This is a genomic window from Pseudomonas sp. NPDC087626, from assembly GCF_044743405.1.
Lineage (GTDB): Bacteria > Pseudomonadota > Gammaproteobacteria > Pseudomonadales > Pseudomonadaceae > Aquipseudomonas.
In genome coordinates this window covers 1-16,123 of the sequence record NZ_JBIUWJ010000007.1, presented here as the reverse complement: position 1 = coordinate 16,123, position 16,123 = coordinate 1, and the positions used below count along the sequence as shown (strand labels likewise).

Annotated in this window: 14 protein-coding genes; 10 read left to right on the top strand and 4 right to left on the bottom strand. The window is 62.4% G+C overall.

Features of this window, described 5'->3' with window-relative positions; all coding sequences use genetic code 11:
• The first annotated feature begins 81 nt into the window (after positions 1-81).
• Complete coding sequence (locus ACIOVD_RS07850) at positions 82-1,140, top strand: AlgP family protein (RefSeq protein ID WP_401127022.1); 1,059 nt, start codon at positions 82-84, stop codon at positions 1,138-1,140.
• Here the strand turns inward: ACIOVD_RS07850 and ACIOVD_RS07845 are convergent.
• Positions 1,137-1,601: a TIGR02444 family protein gene (locus ACIOVD_RS07845; RefSeq protein WP_401127020.1), complete on the bottom strand. Its 465-nt coding sequence runs from the start codon at positions 1,599-1,601 to the stop codon at positions 1,137-1,139. The two genes, ACIOVD_RS07850 and ACIOVD_RS07845, sit on opposite strands and share 4 nt — an antisense overlap.
• Positions 1,602-1,651: 50 nt before the next feature.
• Here ACIOVD_RS07845 and ACIOVD_RS07840 point away from each other — a divergent pair, with 50 nt between their 5' ends.
• From ACIOVD_RS07840 to ACIOVD_RS07820, 5 genes are all read left to right on the top strand, one after another.
• Positions 1,652-3,562 (top strand): ATP-binding cassette domain-containing protein, encoded by a 1,911-nt coding sequence (locus tag ACIOVD_RS07840; RefSeq protein WP_095164779.1) that lies wholly within the window; start codon positions 1,652-1,654, stop codon positions 3,560-3,562.
• Positions 3,562-4,143, top strand: coding sequence for a mechanosensitive ion channel family protein (locus ACIOVD_RS07835; protein WP_095081887.1), 582 nt, complete (start codon positions 3,562-3,564; stop codon positions 4,141-4,143). The genes ACIOVD_RS07840 and ACIOVD_RS07835 overlap by 1 nt, the downstream gene beginning before the upstream one ends.
• Before the next feature lie 107 nt (positions 4,144-4,250).
• A complete protein-coding gene (locus ACIOVD_RS07830) occupies positions 4,251-4,883 on the top strand; it encodes a LysE family transporter (RefSeq protein ID WP_095164777.1) in 633 nt (210 codons plus the stop codon).
• A 146-nt stretch (positions 4,884-5,029) separates the two neighbouring features.
• Positions 5,030-6,928 (top strand): FTR1 family protein, encoded by a 1,899-nt coding sequence (locus ACIOVD_RS07825; RefSeq protein WP_095164775.1) that lies wholly within the window; start codon positions 5,030-5,032, stop codon positions 6,926-6,928.
• Positions 6,929-6,973: 45 nt separating this feature from the next.
• Entirely contained in the window at positions 6,974-7,429 is a 456-nt protein-coding gene (locus ACIOVD_RS07820; RefSeq protein ID WP_095164772.1) for a YaiI/YqxD family protein, read from the top strand.
• Positions 7,430-7,483: 54 nt separating this feature from the next.
• Here ACIOVD_RS07820 and elbB read toward each other — a convergent pair whose 3' ends face one another.
• Entirely contained in the window at positions 7,484-8,152 is a 669-nt protein-coding gene (gene elbB / locus ACIOVD_RS07815; RefSeq protein ID WP_401127016.1) for an isoprenoid biosynthesis glyoxalase ElbB, read from the bottom strand.
• 114 nt (positions 8,153-8,266) lie between these two features.
• Between elbB and ACIOVD_RS07810 the strand changes: the two genes are divergently transcribed.
• On the top strand, positions 8,267-9,502 hold the full coding sequence (locus tag ACIOVD_RS07810) for a sterol desaturase family protein (RefSeq protein ID WP_401127014.1): 1,236 nt from the start codon (positions 8,267-8,269) through the stop codon (positions 9,500-9,502).
• Here ACIOVD_RS07810 and ACIOVD_RS07805 read toward each other — a convergent pair.
• Positions 9,483-10,112 (bottom strand): DedA family protein, encoded by a 630-nt coding sequence (locus ACIOVD_RS07805; protein WP_095164766.1) that lies wholly within the window; start codon positions 10,110-10,112, stop codon positions 9,483-9,485. The genes ACIOVD_RS07810 and ACIOVD_RS07805 overlap by 20 nt on opposite strands.
• A gap of 207 nt (positions 10,113-10,319) precedes the next feature.
• Here ACIOVD_RS07805 and hemB point away from each other — a divergent pair, with 207 nt between their 5' ends.
• Together hemB and ppk1 are read left to right on the top strand one after the other, a co-directional pair.
• On the top strand, positions 10,320-11,333 hold the full coding sequence (gene hemB, locus ACIOVD_RS07800; protein ID WP_095164764.1) for a porphobilinogen synthase: 1,014 nt from the start codon (positions 10,320-10,322) through the stop codon (positions 11,331-11,333).
• Between the two features lie 18 nt (positions 11,334-11,351).
• Positions 11,352-13,595, top strand: coding sequence for a polyphosphate kinase 1 (gene ppk1, locus ACIOVD_RS07795; protein ID WP_095164762.1), 2,244 nt, complete (start codon positions 11,352-11,354; stop codon positions 13,593-13,595).
• A gap of 75 nt (positions 13,596-13,670) precedes the next feature.
• On the opposite strand, the gene ppx is transcribed toward ppk1, so the two are convergent.
• Positions 13,671-15,173 carry an exopolyphosphatase gene (ppx, locus tag ACIOVD_RS07790; RefSeq protein ID WP_095164760.1) on the bottom strand — a complete coding sequence of 501 codons (1,503 nt, stop codon included), beginning with the start codon at positions 15,171-15,173 and terminating at the stop codon, positions 13,671-13,673.
• Positions 15,174-15,528: 355 nt separating this feature from the next.
• On the opposite strand from ppx, the gene trxA reads away from it, so the two are divergent.
• Positions 15,529-15,858 carry a thioredoxin TrxA gene (trxA, locus tag ACIOVD_RS07785; RefSeq protein ID WP_003206727.1) on the top strand — a complete coding sequence of 110 codons (330 nt, stop codon included), beginning with the start codon at positions 15,529-15,531 and terminating at the stop codon, positions 15,856-15,858.
• The last annotated feature ends 265 nt before the right edge of the window (positions 15,859-16,123 follow it).

Sequence of the window (16,123 nt, the reverse complement as noted above, 5' to 3'; positions counted from 1 at the left end):
TCGATACTGTCAACATGCCCTAGCGGCGGTAGCAGCAGAGGTCTAGTATGAGCCGCACTCACGTCAGCCAGGAGGTAACCCATGTCGGCCAATAAGAAGCCTGTAAATACTCCGTTGCACTTACTCCAACAGCTTTCGGGCAGCCTGCTCGAACATTTGGAAAATGCTTGTTCACAAGCCTTGGCTGATGCTGAAAAACTGCTCGCCAAGCTGGAAAAGCAACGCGGAAAAGCTCAGGAAAAACTGCACAAATCGCGCACCAAATTGCAGGACGCTGCGGCGGCCGGCAAGTCCAAGGCACAGGCCAAGGCCAAGGGTGCGGTCAAGGAACTTGAAGACCTGCTCGACGCGCTCAAGGACCGTCAATCCGAGACGCGCAACTACATCCTCAATCTCAAACGCGATGCCCAGGAAAGCCTGAAACTGGCCCAGGGTGTAGGCCGGGTGAAAGAGGCCGTTGGCAAGGTCTTGACCCAGCGTTCGGCCAAGCCAGCACCGGCGGCAAAAAAACCTGCGGCCAAACCGGCAGCGACCAAGGCTCCAGCTAAAACTGTGGCCAAGCCTGCAGCCAAGACCCCGGCTAAAACTGCAGCGGCCAAACCAGCGGCCAAGCCAGTGGCAAAAACCGCTGCAGCCAAACCAGCGGCCAAGCCAGTGGCAAAAACCGCTGCGGCCAAACCAGCAGCCAAGCCAGTGGCAAAACCAGCCGCCGCCAAGCCTGCCGCGAAAACCGCCGCCGCAAAACCGGCCGCCAAGCCTGTAGCGAAAACCGCTGCCGCGAAACCGGCCGTCAAGCCAGCAGCCAAACCGGTTGCCGCTAAACCTGTGGTCAAGCCGGCTGCTAAACCAGCCGCCAAGCCTGCTGCCAAGGCACCTGCCAAGCCAGCAGCAAAACCTGCGGCAGCCAGCGCTGCGAAACCTGCAGCCAAGCCAGCAGCGGCCAAGCCCGCCGCCAAGCCTGCGGTGAAAAAGCCGGTGGCCGCGAAACCGGCTGCTGCCAAGCCTGCCACCGCTGCCGTGGCTGCCAAACCGGCGACCCCCACGCCAGCCGCTGCGCCAGCGTCAGCGCCGGTCGCAGTGACCAGCACCGCGCCAGCCGCCACCAACAGCACCACCAACACCCCGACCAGCGCTTCCTAAGCCGAGGTCAACGCGACGCGCAGCTGCTGCAGCGCGTCGCGATCAAGGTTGGCGGCGTCCGTCGCCAATCCTTCCAGCCACGCGGCCAAGTCGTTCGCTTGAGCTGCCGGCCAGTCCTGTGCCGAACTTTCCAGACGCCCCAACAGTTGCCGCTCGGCTGCAAGCTCCAGTGCCTTGACCTGCGCGCGCAGAGTCGCGAGCTGTGGGTCCGCTGCCGCGGCGAGTTTCCATGACGTGCGCAATTGCCGGAGGGGCTCCACCACGTCGCGGGACCAGGGCAAGGCGACTTGCTGAAGGTCTAGAAGGCGTTGGCGGTTGCAGGCGACACCCCGTGCACCGAGCCAGGCCGCGCAGAGCAGCAGGCAGACATTGGCCCCGGCGCCTTGCAATCGCAGGCACGCGTCCTCCACGCCAGGTCGTGCATAGGTGTCGAGGGAAAAGCTCCACAGGTCAGAGGACATAGTGCTACTCGCGCTAGTTGCGAGCGAAGCTGGTAGACTCCGCCGCCATTATGATTCGACTTCAGAACCTGACTTTACAGCGTGGCCCGCAACGTCTGCTAGAAGACGCCGAGCTGACCCTGCACGCCGGCCACAAAGCCGGCCTCATCGGTGCCAACGGCGCCGGCAAATCGAGCCTGTTCGCCTTGATCCGGGGCGAGCTGCACCCGGATTCGGGTGACTGCTTCCTGCCGGCCGATTGGCGTATCGCCCATATGCGCCAGGAAATCGAGACGCTCGAACGCCTGGCGGTCGACTACGTGCTCGATGGCGACCTGCGCCTGCGCGAGGTCCAGCGCGACCTGGCGACAGCCGAAGCGGCCCATGATGGTGCCGCCCTGGCGCGCCTGCATTCGGAACTCGATAGCGCCGACGGCTATACCGCCGACGCCCGTGCGCGCAAATTGCTCGCCGGGTTGGGGTTCACCAACGAGCAGATGGACCGTCAGGTCGGAGATTTCTCCGGTGGCTGGCGGATGCGTCTGAACCTGGCGCAGGCATTGATGTGTCCATCGGACCTGTTGCTGCTCGATGAGCCGACCAACCACTTGGACCTCGACGCCATCATCTGGCTCGAAGAGTGGCTAAAGAGCTACCCCGGCACCCTGCTGCTGATTTCCCACGACCGTGACTTCCTCGATGCGGTGGTCGATCACGTGGCCCACGTCGATCAGCGCAAGATCACCCTGTACCGCGGTGGCTACACGGCGTTCGAACGGGCCCGTGCCGAACGTCTGGCGCAGCAACAACAGGCCTACGAGAAGCAGCAGGCTCAGCGGGCGCACATGGAAAGCTACATCGCCCGTTTCAAGGCCCAGGCCACCAAGGCCCGCCAGGCCCAGAGCCGGATCAAGGCGCTGGAGCGGATGGAGGAGTTGTCCGCTGCCCACGTCGATTCGCCGTTCGACTTCGTGTTCCGCGAGTCGACAAAGATCTCCAGCCCACTGATCGACCTGTCCGACGCCCGCCTGGGGTATGGCGACAAGACCATCCTGGAGAAGGTCAAGCTGCAACTGACCCCCGGCGCCCGGATCGGCCTGCTCGGCCCCAACGGTGCGGGCAAGTCGACCCTGATCAAGAACCTAGCCGGTGAGCTCGAGCCGCTGGCAGGCCGCCTGACCCGTGGCGAGAACACGGTGGTGGGTTACTTTGCCCAGCACCAACTGGACTCGCTGGATGCCAAGGCCAGCCCGTTGCTGCACTTGCAGCGCCTGGCGCCAACCGAGCGTGAGCAGACCCTGCGCGATTTCCTCGGCGGCTTCGACTTCCGTGGTGCACGGATCGACGAGCCGGTGCTGAACTTCTCCGGCGGCGAAAAAGCTCGCCTGGCGCTGGCCCTGATCGCCTGGGAGCGGCCGAACCTGCTGCTGCTCGACGAACCGACCAACCACCTGGACCTGGAAATGCGCCTGGCGCTGACCATGGCCCTGCAGGAATTCAGTGGTGCGGTACTGGTGGTCTCCCACGACCGTCACTTGCTCAAAAGCACCACCGACAACTTTTTCCTGGTGGCCGATGGCAAGGTCGAGGAGTTCGACGGCGACCTGGAAGACTACGCCCGCTGGCTGGTCGAGTATCGCCAGCGCAACGCGCCGGTGAGTAGCACACCGGTCAACCCGGACAAGACCGACAAGAAGGCCCAGCGCCAGGCAGCCGCGGCGTTGCGCCAGCAACTGGCACCGCACAAGCGCGAAGCCGACAAGCTGGAAGCCGAGTTGGGCAAGCTGCACGAGAAACTGGCCAAGGTCGACACTAGTCTGGGCGACAGCGATATCTACGAGCCGGCGCGCAAGAACGAATTGCGTGACCTGCTGGCCGAGCAGGCCAAATTGAAAGTCCGTGAAGCCGAGCTTGAAGAAGCCTGGATGCAAGCCCTGGAACTGCTGGAAGGCATGCAGGCGGAGCTGGAGGCGTTGTCGTGATGGAAGCCTTCAAGCTGCCATTGCCGGCCGTGTGGGTCGAGCCGATCTGGCTCGGCGTGCAGATCCTGCTGATCCTGTTGGCGGGTTACCTGACGCAGCGCTTCGTGGCGAAGGGCCTGACTCGTCTGGGTGAGCGTTACCCGTTTCCGCCGCAGTTGCTGATGCCGCTGCGCGGCGGCCTGCGCTGGCTGATCATGGGCAGTGCGCTGATCTTTGTCCTCGAGCGCCTGGGGGTTTCCGCCACGGTGCTGTGGACCGCGCTATCCGGCTTTGTCGCGGTCGCCGCGGTGGCTTTCTTCGCCATGTGGAGTGTGCTGTCGAACCTGCTGTGCGCGATCCTGATCTTCACCGTCGGGCCGTTTCGCCTGGGGGATGTGGTCGAGTTGGTGGACACCACCGACAAGCCCGGCGTCAAGGGTCGAGTGGTGGCGATCAACCTGCTGTACACCACGTTGATCGAGGCCGAGGAACTGGGCACCGGTAGCGCCATGGTGCAAGTGCCCAACAGCCTGTTCTTCCAGCGCTCGGTGCGCCGCTGGCGCGGTAGCGACGTACTGCCTTCCAGCGGCTTTGAAAAATAGCCGACACGCTGGTCGGCAGCGCCCACTTCCTGCAAAAAATCGATAGTCATTCGCCGGCTGGCGCATTAGCTTAGACGCCTGACAAGAAGCTTGAGTCGAGGTGTGCGATGGTGCTTGAAACATGGCTGGCGTTTTTTGCCGCCTGCTGGGTGATCAGCCTTTCTCCGGGCGCCGGCGCCATCGCGTCGATGTCCAGCGGTTTGCGCTACGGGTTCTGGCGCGGTTACTGGAACGCCCTGGGCCTGCAACTGGGCCTGGCCTTGCAGATTGCAATCGTCGCGGCCGGGGTCGGGGCGATTCTCGCGACGTCGGCCACTGCGTTTTATGTGATCAAGTGGTTTGGTGTTGCCTACCTGGTGTTTCTCGCCGTCAAGCAATGGCAAGCGCTGCCCAGCGACCTGAACGATGATGCGGCGGTTCGCCCGATCGGCAAGCCCTTGGCCCTGATGTTCCGCGGTTTCCTGGTGAACGTTAGCAATCCCAAGGCATTGGTGTTCATGCTGGCGGTACTGCCACAGTTCATTGACCCGCACGCACCGCTGGTGGCGCAGTACCTGATCCTGGGGGCGACGATGATCTGCGTCGACCTGGTGGTGATGGCCGGCTACACGGGCCTTGCGTCCAAGGTGCTGCGCCTGCTGCGTACTCCTAAGCAACAGAAACGCATGAACCGTACCTTTGCTGGTTTGTTCATTGGTGCTGCGGCGTTTATGGCGACTCTGCGTAAAGCGGTGGTATAAGCCGACCGGCACCCGGCAAGGCGACCCTGAGGGGTCGCCTTTTTCATTTCTGCGCGGGATAAAACGCCCAAAGCGCGACAAAGCTTGAGTGAAACTCATTCGAAGTGAACAATATGTAACTTCGTATTTCCAATTGAGATTCATTCATGACTGCCCCGTCCCGTTTTCTGGCCTGGCTGGTGCTCCCGTGGTTATCGCTGTGCAGTTTCAATCTGCTGGCCGACACCGTGGAAGGCGCTCCCCAGGCCCTGCATGTACTCGATTACATTGGCGCCGATTACCCGGCGGCGGTCGAGGCAGGCAAGGTGATCGATGCCGCCGAGTATCAGGAGCAGGTCGAGTTTCTGCGGGCGCTGCAGGGTTTTATCGCGGGATTGCCGGCCAGGCCGCAGAAGCCTGAGTTGGAGCAGGGCGTGCTCGCACTGAGCAAGGCGGTCGCCGAGCGCCAGGACGGTGTGAGTGTCGCCCGCCAGGCGCGGCAGTTGGGTGCGAAGCTGGCGGTGGCCTACGAGGTCAGCCAAGCGCCGATCATTACCCCCGACCCCGTGCGCGGTGCACCGTTGTATGCCCAGCATTGCTCGGTGTGCCATGGCGCCAGCGGTGCTGGCGATGGCCCCGCCGGGGTCGGCCTGGAGCCTGCGCCGGCGAACCTGCGGGATAGCTCGCGCCAGGACCGCCTGAGTCTCTACGCGATCTACAGCACCCTTGGGCAGGGCATCGAAGGCACCGACATGCCGGCGTTCGCCGATCAGCTGGACGAGCGTCAGCGCTGGGACCTGGCCACTTACATCGCTAGTTTCAGCGTCGACCCGGCGGCGGTGAAAAACCAGCAGACCTACAACCTGGCCGATCTGGCGCGCCAGACGCCGGCCGAAGTGCTGGCGGCCGACGGACCTGAAGCGGCGGCCACCTTCCGTGCGCAACGGGCCCAGCCTCCGCAAGTCAAGCGTGGCCCGGGGCAGTTGCTCGACTACACCGCCGCGACCCTGGACAAGAGCATCGCCGCCTATCGTGCCGGCGACCACGACCAGGCCTACGACCTGTCGGTGGCGGCGTATCTGGAGGGGTTCGAGCTGGTCGAGAGCTCGCTGGATAACGTCGACGCCACAGTGCGCAAAGACACCGAAAAGTCGCTGATGGCCTACCGTCAGTCGCTGCAGGACGGTTTGCCGGTGGAGCAGGCCCAGCAGCGCCTGGATACCGCCAAAGCCAAGCTCAAGGAGTCCGCCAGCCTTCTGGGCAGCGATGGCTTGAGCTGGTCGCTGAGCTACATCTCTGGCCTGTTGATCCTGTTGCGCGAAGGCCTGGAGGCGATCCTCGTACTGGCGGCGATCCTCGCGTTCCTGCGTAACACTGGCCAGCAATCGGCGGTGCGCAGTGTCAATGTCGGCTGGGGCCTGGCCTTGCTGGCCGGTCTTGCCACCTGGGCGTTGGCCGCCTATGTGATCGATGTCAGTGGCGCCCAGCGCGAACTGCTCGAAGGGGCGACCGCCCTGTTCGCCAGCGTCATGGTGCTATGGCTGGGTGTCTGGATGCACGACCGTCGCCATGCGGCGGCCTGGCAGGATTACATCAAGAGCAGCCTGGTGGGCGGAGGTGGGCGTTTCGGTTTTGCGATCCTGGCGTTTTTCTCGGTGTACCGCGAGCTGTTCGAAGTGATCCTGTTCTACGAAACCCTGTGGCTGCAAGCCGGCCCGGCCGGGCATAACGCGGTGCTGGCGGGTGGTGCAACCGCGCTGGTGCTGCTGATCGGCCTGGCCTGGGTGATTTTGCGCGGCTCGGCGAAATTGCCCCTGGCCCTGTTCTTCGGCATCAATGCCGGGCTGCTCTGCGCCTTGTCGGTGGTGTTTGCCGGGCATGGTGTGAAAGCCTTGCAGGAAGCCGGGGTCTTTGGCACGCGTCCGGTGCCATTCTTTGACTTCGACTGGCTGGGGATTCACGCTGATGCCTATTCGCTTGGTGCGCAGGCAGTGGCGATCCTGGCGATTGTCGTGTTGTACAGCCGCAGTCGTATGGCCGAGAAGCGGCGCATGCCGGTTTCGTAACCAGCATTCGACTTGCCCGCGATGCTTTCAACAGAGGAAAACACAATGCGAGTCTGGATCGATGCCGATGCCTGCCCCAGGGCGGCGAAGGATCTGGTAGTGAAGTTTGCCCTCAAGCGTCAGTTCGAGGTGCTGCTGGTGGCGGGGCAGCCGCAGACCAAGCCGGGTCTGGCGCTGGTCAAGTTGATCGTGGTGCCCAGCGGCCCGGATGCGGCGGACGACTACCTGGTGGAGCATGCCGTACCCGGCGAGTTGGTGATCTGCAGCGATGTGCCGCTGGCCGACCGCCTGGTGAAGAAGGGCGTTGCCGCGCTGGACCCGCGCGGCAAGGAGTTCGATGCACAGAACATGGGCGACCGCCTGGCGGTGCGCAATCTGTTCACCGACCTGCGTGAACAGGGGCAGATGAGTGGCGGTCCGGCGCCGTTCGGCGAACGGGAAAAACAGGCGTTCGCCAATGCGCTGGACCGGATCCTGACCCGGCTCAGCCGCCAGGCCTGAACGTTGCCACCCAGGCCCTTTGCGCTGGCACGCCAGCGCCTGCTGCGGGGTAGGTCAGGCGTCGTTTTCGTGGGTCAGTTCGAGCACCCGGTCCACCAGCTTGTTGATGCCTGAAGCCACTTCGCTGATCGACTGCGCCAGCATGTAGGCCGGGGTGCTCACCAGTTTGCGCGCCTTGTCTTCGACGATGTCGGTGACGGCGCAGTCGGTGTGGGTGGCGCCCATCTTGGTCAGCGCCGCAGCGGTATCGGCGTCGTTGCCGATGGTGCAAGTGACGCCGGGACCGTAGATCTTCGCCGCCAGGGCCGGGGAAATACAGATCAGGCCCACCGGCTTGCCGGCTTCGGCAAAGGCCTCGGCCAGGGCCAGGACTTCCGGTTGCAGGCTGCAGCCCGCGCCTTCGATGGCAAAGTTGGAAAGGTTTTTGGCGGCGCCAAACCCTCCGGGAACGATCAGCGCATCGAAGTCCTCGGCGTTGGCGTCACGCAGGTCCTTGACCTGGCCACGGGCGATGCGGGCCGACTCCACCAGCACATTGCGCGACTCGGGCATTTCTTCGCCGCTCAGGTGGTTGATCACATGCAACTGGGTGATGTTCGGGGCAAAGCACTGCACCTGTGCGCCACGCTGGTCGAGGCGCAGCAGGGTAATCACGCTTTCGTGGATCTCGGCGCCGTCATAGACGCCACAGCCGGAAAGTATCACTGCAACTTTTTTGCTCATGGGTTCTTCTCCAGGTTCATGGCGCTAAATGTCCACTAATTTGTCGCTCGTTGCCATAGGGTTGCTGCGTGTCTGGGCCTAATCTCTGGACAACCACTGCCCACGGGTCGCGTCATGAATTTCATTTTGTATGCGGTGCCGTTTTTCTTCGTGCTGATTGCCATCGAGCTGCTGGCCGACCGTTGGCGGGGAGTCAGTCATTACCGCCTGGCGGACGCGATCAACAGCCTCAGCACGGGCGTGTTGTCGACCACCACCGGGCTGCTGACCAAGGGCGTGGGCCTGCTGACCTACGCCTTTGCCCTCGAGCACCTGGCGCTGTTCGAACTGTCGGCGGACAACCCGTGGACCTGGGTGTCGGCCTTTGTCCTCTATGACTTGTGCTACTACTGGCTGCACCGCTGTGGCCATGAGCGCAACATCCTCTGGGCGGCGCATTCGGTGCACCATCAAAGCGAGGACTACAACCTGTCCACGGCGCTGCGCCAGACCAGCACCGGGTTCCTGCTGGGCTGGATCTTCTATCTGCCGCTGGCAGTGCTCGGCGTGCCCCTGCTGGTGTTTGTCAGTGTCGCGGCGCTGAACCTGCTGTACCAGTTCTGGGTCCACACCCGGCACATTCCCAAGCTGGGCTGGTTCGAGTGGTTCTTCGTGACCCCATCCAATCATCGTGCTCACCATGCACAGAACGCTCTCTACATGGATCGCAACTACGGCGGGGTGTTCATTATTTGGGACCGGCTGTTTGGCTCTTACCAGGAAGAGGACGACAACGAGCCGGTGATTTTTGGCGTGACCACACCGCTGGCCAGCTGGAATCCGTTGTGGGCGAACGTGCAGTTCTACGCGCAGTTGTGGACCGATGCGCGGCGCGCCGAGCGGCGATGGGACAAGCTGCGGATCTGGTTCATGCGTACCGGCTGGCGGCCAGCGGACGTTGCCGCCAAGTACCCGTTGCACAAGCCGCAGTTGAGCCAGTTCCGCAAGTTCGAGGTGCCATTAGCCGGGCGCCAGCAACTGTACGTAGCCCTGCAGTTCTGCCTGTACGTTGCCTTGGGCAGTTACCTGCTGGGTCGTGAGCAACACCTGCCCGGCAGCGCGTTGCTGCTGGGTTGGGTCGCGCTGGCGTTCGGTCTGTTTGTGCTGGGCATGGCCCTGGAGAATCGCCCGCAGGCGCTCAGGCTGGAACTGCTGCGGCTGCTATCGAACCTACCGCTGGTATGGCTGGCACCGCTGGCGGGGCTATGGCCGGCCAGCAATCTGATCTGGGTCGGCCTGAGCGCTTACAGTGTGCTGAGTGGGATTGCGCTGTACGCTTGCCAAAAGTCGTTCACTCGGCTGGCGTCGTAGGCTCGTTCTTGGCCTTTTCGGCGATCAAGGCCTGCTCGTCGGCATAGACCTGACGGGCCAGGCGAGCGTTCTTGAAACGGCGACGCAGCCACAGGACGACGCCCAGCACCAGCAGGGCACCAAGCACCCATAGCTCGTACTTCTTGACGCTGCCCAGCATGCCTTCGAGCACTGCGCCAAAATGATAGGCGGCAGCCGCCAGCGCGGTAGCCCAGATCGCCGCGCCGATGCCGTTGAGGATCAGGTAGCGTCCCGGCGGGTATCCCGACAGGCCGATGGCCACCGGCATCACCGTGCGCAGGCCGTAGACGAAACGAAAGCTCAGGACCCAGATGTCCGGGTGCTTGCGGATATGCTCCAGCGCCCGGTCGCCCATCATTTGCCAGCGTGGTTTGCGCGCCAGCAGCTTGCGCCCGTGCTTGCGTCCCAGGAAGTACCACAGCTGGTCACCGGCATAGCTGCCGAGGAACGCCACGACCACCACCACATTGATGTCCATGTATCCGCGGAACGCGAGGAATCCCGCAAGAACCAGGATGGTTTCGCCTTCGAAGAACGTGCCTAGAAAGAGGGCAAAGTAGCCAAAATCATGCAGGAATTGTTGGAGCATTGTCTGGGTGCTGGCGAAATGAACGCGCAGCCTAACCCTTCGGGCTCAGGGAGGAAAGTATCCAAATGTGTCTCGACGTGAACATTTCCTACAAGGACAATGAATGCGGCTACTGGTCACAGGGGTGCACACAACTGTCATACGACGGTCATAATGAGCGCTTATAACTGTCACGCTCGCCCGCCAGCGCGGGCTCAGGAGTCTGCCGTGAGCTTTACCCCCGCCAACCGTTTGTTTCCTGCAACCCGCCTGCGTCGCAACCGTCGTGATGACTTTTCGCGCCGTCTGGTGCGGGAAAATGTCCTGACCAGCAACGACCTGATTCTGCCGGTGTTTGTGCTGGACGGTGAGAACCGTCGCGAAGCGGTGGCCTCGATGCCAGGCGTAGAGCGCCTGACTATCGACTTGTTGCTCGAGGAAGCGGCCCAGTGGGTAGAACTTGGCATCCCGGCCATCGCGCTGTTCCCGGTGACCCCGAGCGAGCTCAAGTCCCTGGACGCCGCCGAGGCCTGGAATCCGGACGGCATTGCCCAGCGCGCTACCCGCGCGCTGCGTGCACGGTTCCCGGAGCTGGGGGTGATCACCGATGTCGCACTGGACCCGTTCACCACCCACGGCCAGGACGGTATCCTTGATGAAGAAGGCTACGTGCAGAACGACATCACCGTCGATGCATTGGTCCGCCAGGCTTTGTCCCATGCTGCGGCAGGTGCCCAGGTGGTGGCCCCCTCGGACATGATGGATGGACGGATCCAGGCGATCCGCGAAGCGCTGGAGCTGGCCGGTCATGTCAACGTGCGGATCATGGCTTACTCGGCCAAGTACGCCAGTGCCTACTACGGTCCGTTCCGCGACGCAGTCGGCTCGGCCCTGAACCTGGGCAAGGCAAACAAGGCGTCCTACCAGATGGATCCGGCCAACGGCAACGAAGCCTTGCATGAAGTGGCTAGCGACTTGTCAGAAGGTGCGGATATGGTCATGGTCAAGCCAGGCATGCCGTACCTGGATATTCTTTATCGAGTCAAAGAAGAATTTAAAGTGCCGACCTTTGTCTATCAGGTCAGCGGTGAATACGCCATGCACATGGCGGCAATCCAGAATGGCTGGTTGAGCGAAGGGGTGATTCTTGAATCCCTGACCGCTTTCAAACGCGCCGGTGCTGATGGCATCCTCACCTACTTTGCCGTACGTGCCGCTCAATTGTTACGAGAGCAAAAATAGCCCTCCCAGGAACACGCGATGAATACCGAAGGACTCACTGAAGTTGCTGTAAACGAAGCTCAGCCCGTGGTCGAGCCCGTCGTTGAATCCACCCCCGAAGCGCTGCCGGAACGTGAACCGGTCGCAGCGCCGCCGGTGGTGGTCGCCGACGCCGCCCCGGCGGCGCCGGCCATCGCGATCCCGGGCCTGGATGACAGCAGCCTGTATATCCATCGCGAGCTGTCGCAACTGCAGTTCAACATCCGCGTGCTGGAACAGGCGCTGGATGAGTCCTATCCCTTGCTGGAGCGGCTGAAGTTCCTGCTGATCTTCTCCAGCAACCTGGACGAGTTCTTCGAGATTCGTGTCGCCGGGCTGAAGAAACAAATCACCTTCGCCCGCGAACAAGCCGGTGCCGACGGCCTGCAGCCGCATCAGGCGCTGGCCCGCATCAGCGAACTGGTGCACGGCCATGTCGATCGCCAGTACGCCATCCTCAACGACATCCTATTGCCGGAGCTGGAGAAACATCAGGTCCGCTTCATCCGTCGGCGTCACTGGAACACCAAGATCAAGACCTGGGTACGCCGCTATTTCCGCGATGAGATCGCACCGATCATCACCCCGATCGGCCTCGATCCGACGCACCCGTTCCCGTTGCTGGTGAACAAGAGCCTGAACTTCATCGTCGAGCTCGAGGGCATCGACGCCTTCGGTCGTGACTCCGGCCTGGCGATCATCCCGGCACCACGTTTGCTGCCACGGGTCATCAAGCTGCCGGAAGAAGTCGGCGGCACCGGCGATAACTATGTGTTCCTGTCGTCGATGATCCATGCGCACGCCGACGACCTGTTCCAGGGCATGAAGGTCAAGGGCTGCTACCAGTTCCGCCTGACCCGCAACGCCGACCTGTCGGTCGACACCGAAGATGTCGAAGACCTGGCCCGCGCCCTGCGCGGCGAGCTGTTCTCGCGGCGCTACGGCGATGCGGTGCGCCTGGAGGTGGCCGACACTTGCCCGAAACACCTGTCCGACTACCTGCTCAAGCAGTTCAACCTGCACGAGACCGAGTTGTATCAGGTCAACGGCCCGGTCAACCTGACGCGCCTGTTCAGCATCACCGGCCTGGACAGTCACCCCGAGCTGCAATACACGCCGTTCACCCCGCAGATTCCGAAACTGCTGCAGAACAGCGAGAACATTTTCAGCGTGATCAGCAAGCAGGACATTCTGCTGCTGCACCCGTTCGAGTCGTTCACCCCGGTGGTCGACCTGCTGCGCCAGGCTGCCAAGGACCCGCATGTGCTGGCGGTCCGCCAGACCCTGTACCGTTCCGGCGCCAACTCGGAAATCGTCGATGCCCTGGTCGACGCCGCGCGTAACGGCAAGGAAGTCACGGCGGTGATCGAGCTGCGTGCGCGCTTTGATGAAGAGTCCAACCTGCAACTGGCCAGCCGCTTGCAGGCTGCCGGTGCGGTGGTGATCTACGGTGTGGTCGGCTTCAAGACTCACGCCAAGATGATGCTGATCCTGCGTCGCGAGGCTGGCGAAATCGTCCGCTACGCGCACCTGGGTACCGGTAACTACCACGCCGCCAACGCCCGCCTGTATACCGACTACAGCTTGCTGACGTCCGACGATGCCTTGTGTGAAGACGTCGGCAAACTGTTCAGCCAGTTGATCGGCATGGGCAAGACGCTGCGCATGAAGAAGCTGCTGCACGCGCCGTTTACCCTGAAGAAGGGCATGCTCGACATGATTGCCCGCGAAACCCAGTTTGCACTCGACGGCAAGCCGGCACACATCATTGCCAAGTTCAACTCGCTGACCGATCCGAAGATCATCCGCGCGCTGTACAAGGCCAGCCAATCAGGGGTGCGCATCGACCTGGTGGTGCGTGGCATGTGCTGCCTGCGGCCAGGCATCGCCGGGGTCTCGCACAACATTCACGTGCGCTCGATCATCGGTCGCTTCCTCGAGCACACGCGGGTGTTCTACTTCCTCAATGGCGGCGAGGAGCAGATGTTCCTGTCCAGTGCCGACTGGATGGAGCGCAACCTGGATAAACGGGTTGAGACCTGCTTCCCGGTAGAAGGCAAGAAACTGCTGACCCGGGTCAAGAAAGAGCTGGAGCTGTACCTCAGCGACAACACCCACAGCTGGAGCCTGCAGTCGGACGGTCGGTACATCCGCAACACCCCGACCGGCAACCAGAACCCGCGCAGTGCGCAGGCGACGTTGCTCGAGCGTCTGGGCAGCCCGATCTTGCCGGTCAGCAGTTGATCGACAGGTAGCAGGCAAAAAAATGGCGATCCCTGGGGATCGCCATTTTTGTTTCTGCACCGGTCAGGCCATGCCTCAGCGCACGTTGAGGGTGAACCCGATCCGCGCCAGCCACTCGGCCTCCAGGGCGAAGTCGGCCTGGGTCAGCTGATTGTCGTCCAGCCACTGTTCCGGGAACTGCACTTCCAGGCTGTCGCGGTTGGCGTGCAGGGTGACCTGGGGCATCGTCTGGGTGCCGCGGATGTGATGGAACAGGATCGCGAAGCGCAGCAGCACGCACAGGCGGATCAGCTTGATGCCTTCGTCGCCGAACTCGGCAAACTTGTCCTTGGGAATGTTGCGTCGGTGACCACGTACCAGCAGCGCCAGCATCAGTTGGTCTTCGCGGGAGAAGCCGGCGAGGTCGGAGTGCTCGATCAGGTAGGCGCCGTGCTTGTGGTAATGGTAGTGAGCGATATCCAGGCCGACTTCATGGACCTTGGCGGCCCAGCCCAGTAGCTCGCGCCACACACCGTCATCCAGCTCCCAGTCCACCGCCACCTGGTCGAACGCGTGCAGGGCCTTGCGTTCAACCCGAGCGGCTTGCTCCAGGTCGACGTGGTAACGGTCCATCAGCGAGCTCAGGGTGCGCTCACGGACGTCTTCGTGGTGATGGCGGCCCAGCAGGTCGTACAGCACGCCTTCGCGCAGGGCGCCGTCGCAATGGTCCATGCGCTGCAGTTCAAGGGCGTCGAAGATGGCTTCGAGAATCGCCAGGCCGGCCGGGAAGATCGCCCGACGGTCAGGCTTGATGCCTTCGAAGTCGATCTTCTCGGCGTCGCCCAGCTTGAACAGCTTGCGCTTGAGCCAGGCCAGGCCTTCGGCATTGACCTCGCCCGCGCCGTGGCCGCCGGCCTTGAGGGCCAGGCCGATGGCGCGAATGGTGCCCGAGGAGCCGATGGCCTCATCCCAGGTCAGGCGGTGCAGGGCGTGTTCGATGCTCATGATCTCCAGGCGCGCTGCGGTGTACGCCTGGGCGTAGCGTGCCGGGGTGATCTTGCCGTCCTTGAAGTAGCGCTGGGTGAAGCTCACGCAGCCCATTTGCAGGCTTTCGCGCAGCAGCGGCTCAAAGCGCTGGCCAATAATGAATTCGGTACTGCCGCCACCGATGTCGGCGACCAGGCGCTTGCCCGGAGTGTCGGCGAGGGTGTGGGAAACGCCCAGGTAAATCAGGCGCGCTTCTTCTCGCCCGGAGATGACTTCGACCGGGTGGCCGAGGATTTCTTCGGCGCGGCGGATGAATTCGCCACGGTTGCGCGCTTCACGCAGGGCGTTGGTGCCGACGATCCGCACCGCACCCAGGGGCATGCCGTTGATCAGTTGGGCAAAACGCTTGAGGCAATCGAGCCCGCGCTGCATGGATTCTTCGTTGAGTTGGCGCGCCTCGTCGATCCCGGCCGCCAGTTGCACCTTTTCGCCGAGCCGCTCGAGAATGCGGATCTCATTGTGGTGAGCCTTGGCCACGACCATATGGAAGCTGTTCGAGCCCAGGTCGATAGCGGCGATCAGGGACAGATTCTTGGCTTGGGATTGGGGCATGGTCTAGAGGTCTCGGTCGATAACCCGACCATCGTGCCACGATCAATCGCTGCCGCCAACGCGCAGTGTTTAAAGCATTGATCCAACTCAGTTGTGTGGGTGAGCGCTGTGGGGGCAATCGCGAGCAGGCTCGCTTTCACATGGACTCAGGCAATGCACGCGACGGGCGGTCGGCGAACCGCCAAATCCTGCTGGGCGTCGCCAAATTGCGTCCCTGGCTCCCGCCGCCGCCGGAGTTGAGCTATACCCAAACTCACGCAACACCATAGCGAGACTCAATCAACTGCGGCTTCCTGAACGAGGGAAGGGCGGCTATGATGGGCCACGTTTTTTTGCTTACAACCTGGAGACTTCCATGAGCAGCGATCTTATCAAACACGTTAGCGACGCTAGCTTCGAAGCTGACGTACTCAAGGCCGAAGGTGCTGTACTGGTCGACTACTGGGCTGAGTGGTGCGGTCCATGCAAGATGATCGCTCCGGTCCTGGACGAAATCGCTGAGACCTACAAAGGCAAGCTGACCGTTGCCAAGCTGAACATCGACGAAAACCAGGAAACCCCGGCCAAGCACGGCGTGCGTGGTATTCCGACGCTGATGCTGTTCAAGAACGGCAACGTCGAAGCCACCAAGGTCGGTGCGCTGTCGAAGTCGCAACTGGCTGCCTTCCTCGACGCCAACATCTAAGCGTCGTTGCAGGTGGTACCCGAAAAGCCCCGCAAATTGCGGGGCTTTTCGTTATTGAGGGCTAGACGCTCCGAAACTCAGGTGGTACATTCGGCCCCGCACTGGTTTCTCCATTGCCCCCTGCTAGCCGTCGCCGACGCACTCCTTTTCGAATAAGTACGCGATCCTGTCGCCTTCTCTGCGGCGCGGCCTCATTAAGCCAAAAGCTTAATTTCCCCCCCTCCATAAATGATTACGTCATTCCTATATGAATATTCATATAGGA

Excerpts from the sequence above, each read along its gene's own strand:
- ACIOVD_RS07850 (WP_401127022.1), top strand. The coding sequence starts at position 82 with ATGTCGGCCAATAAGAAGCCTGTAAATACTCCGTTGCACTTACTCCAA.
- ACIOVD_RS07845 (WP_401127020.1), bottom strand. The coding sequence starts at position 1,601 with ATGTCCTCTGACCTGTGGAGCTTTTCCCTCGACACCTATGCACGACCT.
- ACIOVD_RS07840 (WP_095164779.1), top strand. The coding sequence starts at position 1,652 with ATGATTCGACTTCAGAACCTGACTTTACAGCGTGGCCCGCAACGTCTG.
- ACIOVD_RS07835 (WP_095081887.1), top strand. The coding sequence starts at position 3,562 with ATGGAAGCCTTCAAGCTGCCATTGCCGGCCGTGTGGGTCGAGCCGATC.
- ACIOVD_RS07830 (WP_095164777.1), top strand. The coding sequence starts at position 4,251 with ATGGTGCTTGAAACATGGCTGGCGTTTTTTGCCGCCTGCTGGGTGATC.
- ACIOVD_RS07825 (WP_095164775.1), top strand. The coding sequence starts at position 5,030 with ATGACTGCCCCGTCCCGTTTTCTGGCCTGGCTGGTGCTCCCGTGGTTA.
- ACIOVD_RS07820 (WP_095164772.1), top strand. The coding sequence starts at position 6,974 with ATGCGAGTCTGGATCGATGCCGATGCCTGCCCCAGGGCGGCGAAGGAT.
- elbB (WP_401127016.1), bottom strand. The coding sequence starts at position 8,152 with ATGAGCAAAAAAGTTGCAGTGATACTTTCCGGCTGTGGCGTCTATGAC.
- ACIOVD_RS07810 (WP_401127014.1), top strand. The coding sequence starts at position 8,267 with ATGAATTTCATTTTGTATGCGGTGCCGTTTTTCTTCGTGCTGATTGCC.
- ACIOVD_RS07805 (WP_095164766.1), bottom strand. The coding sequence starts at position 10,112 with ATGCTCCAACAATTCCTGCATGATTTTGGCTACTTTGCCCTCTTTCTA.
- ppk1 (WP_095164762.1), top strand. The coding sequence starts at position 11,352 with ATGAATACCGAAGGACTCACTGAAGTTGCTGTAAACGAAGCTCAGCCC.
- ppx (WP_095164760.1), bottom strand. The coding sequence starts at position 15,173 with ATGCCCCAATCCCAAGCCAAGAATCTGTCCCTGATCGCCGCTATCGAC.
- trxA (WP_003206727.1), top strand. The coding sequence starts at position 15,529 with ATGAGCAGCGATCTTATCAAACACGTTAGCGACGCTAGCTTCGAAGCT.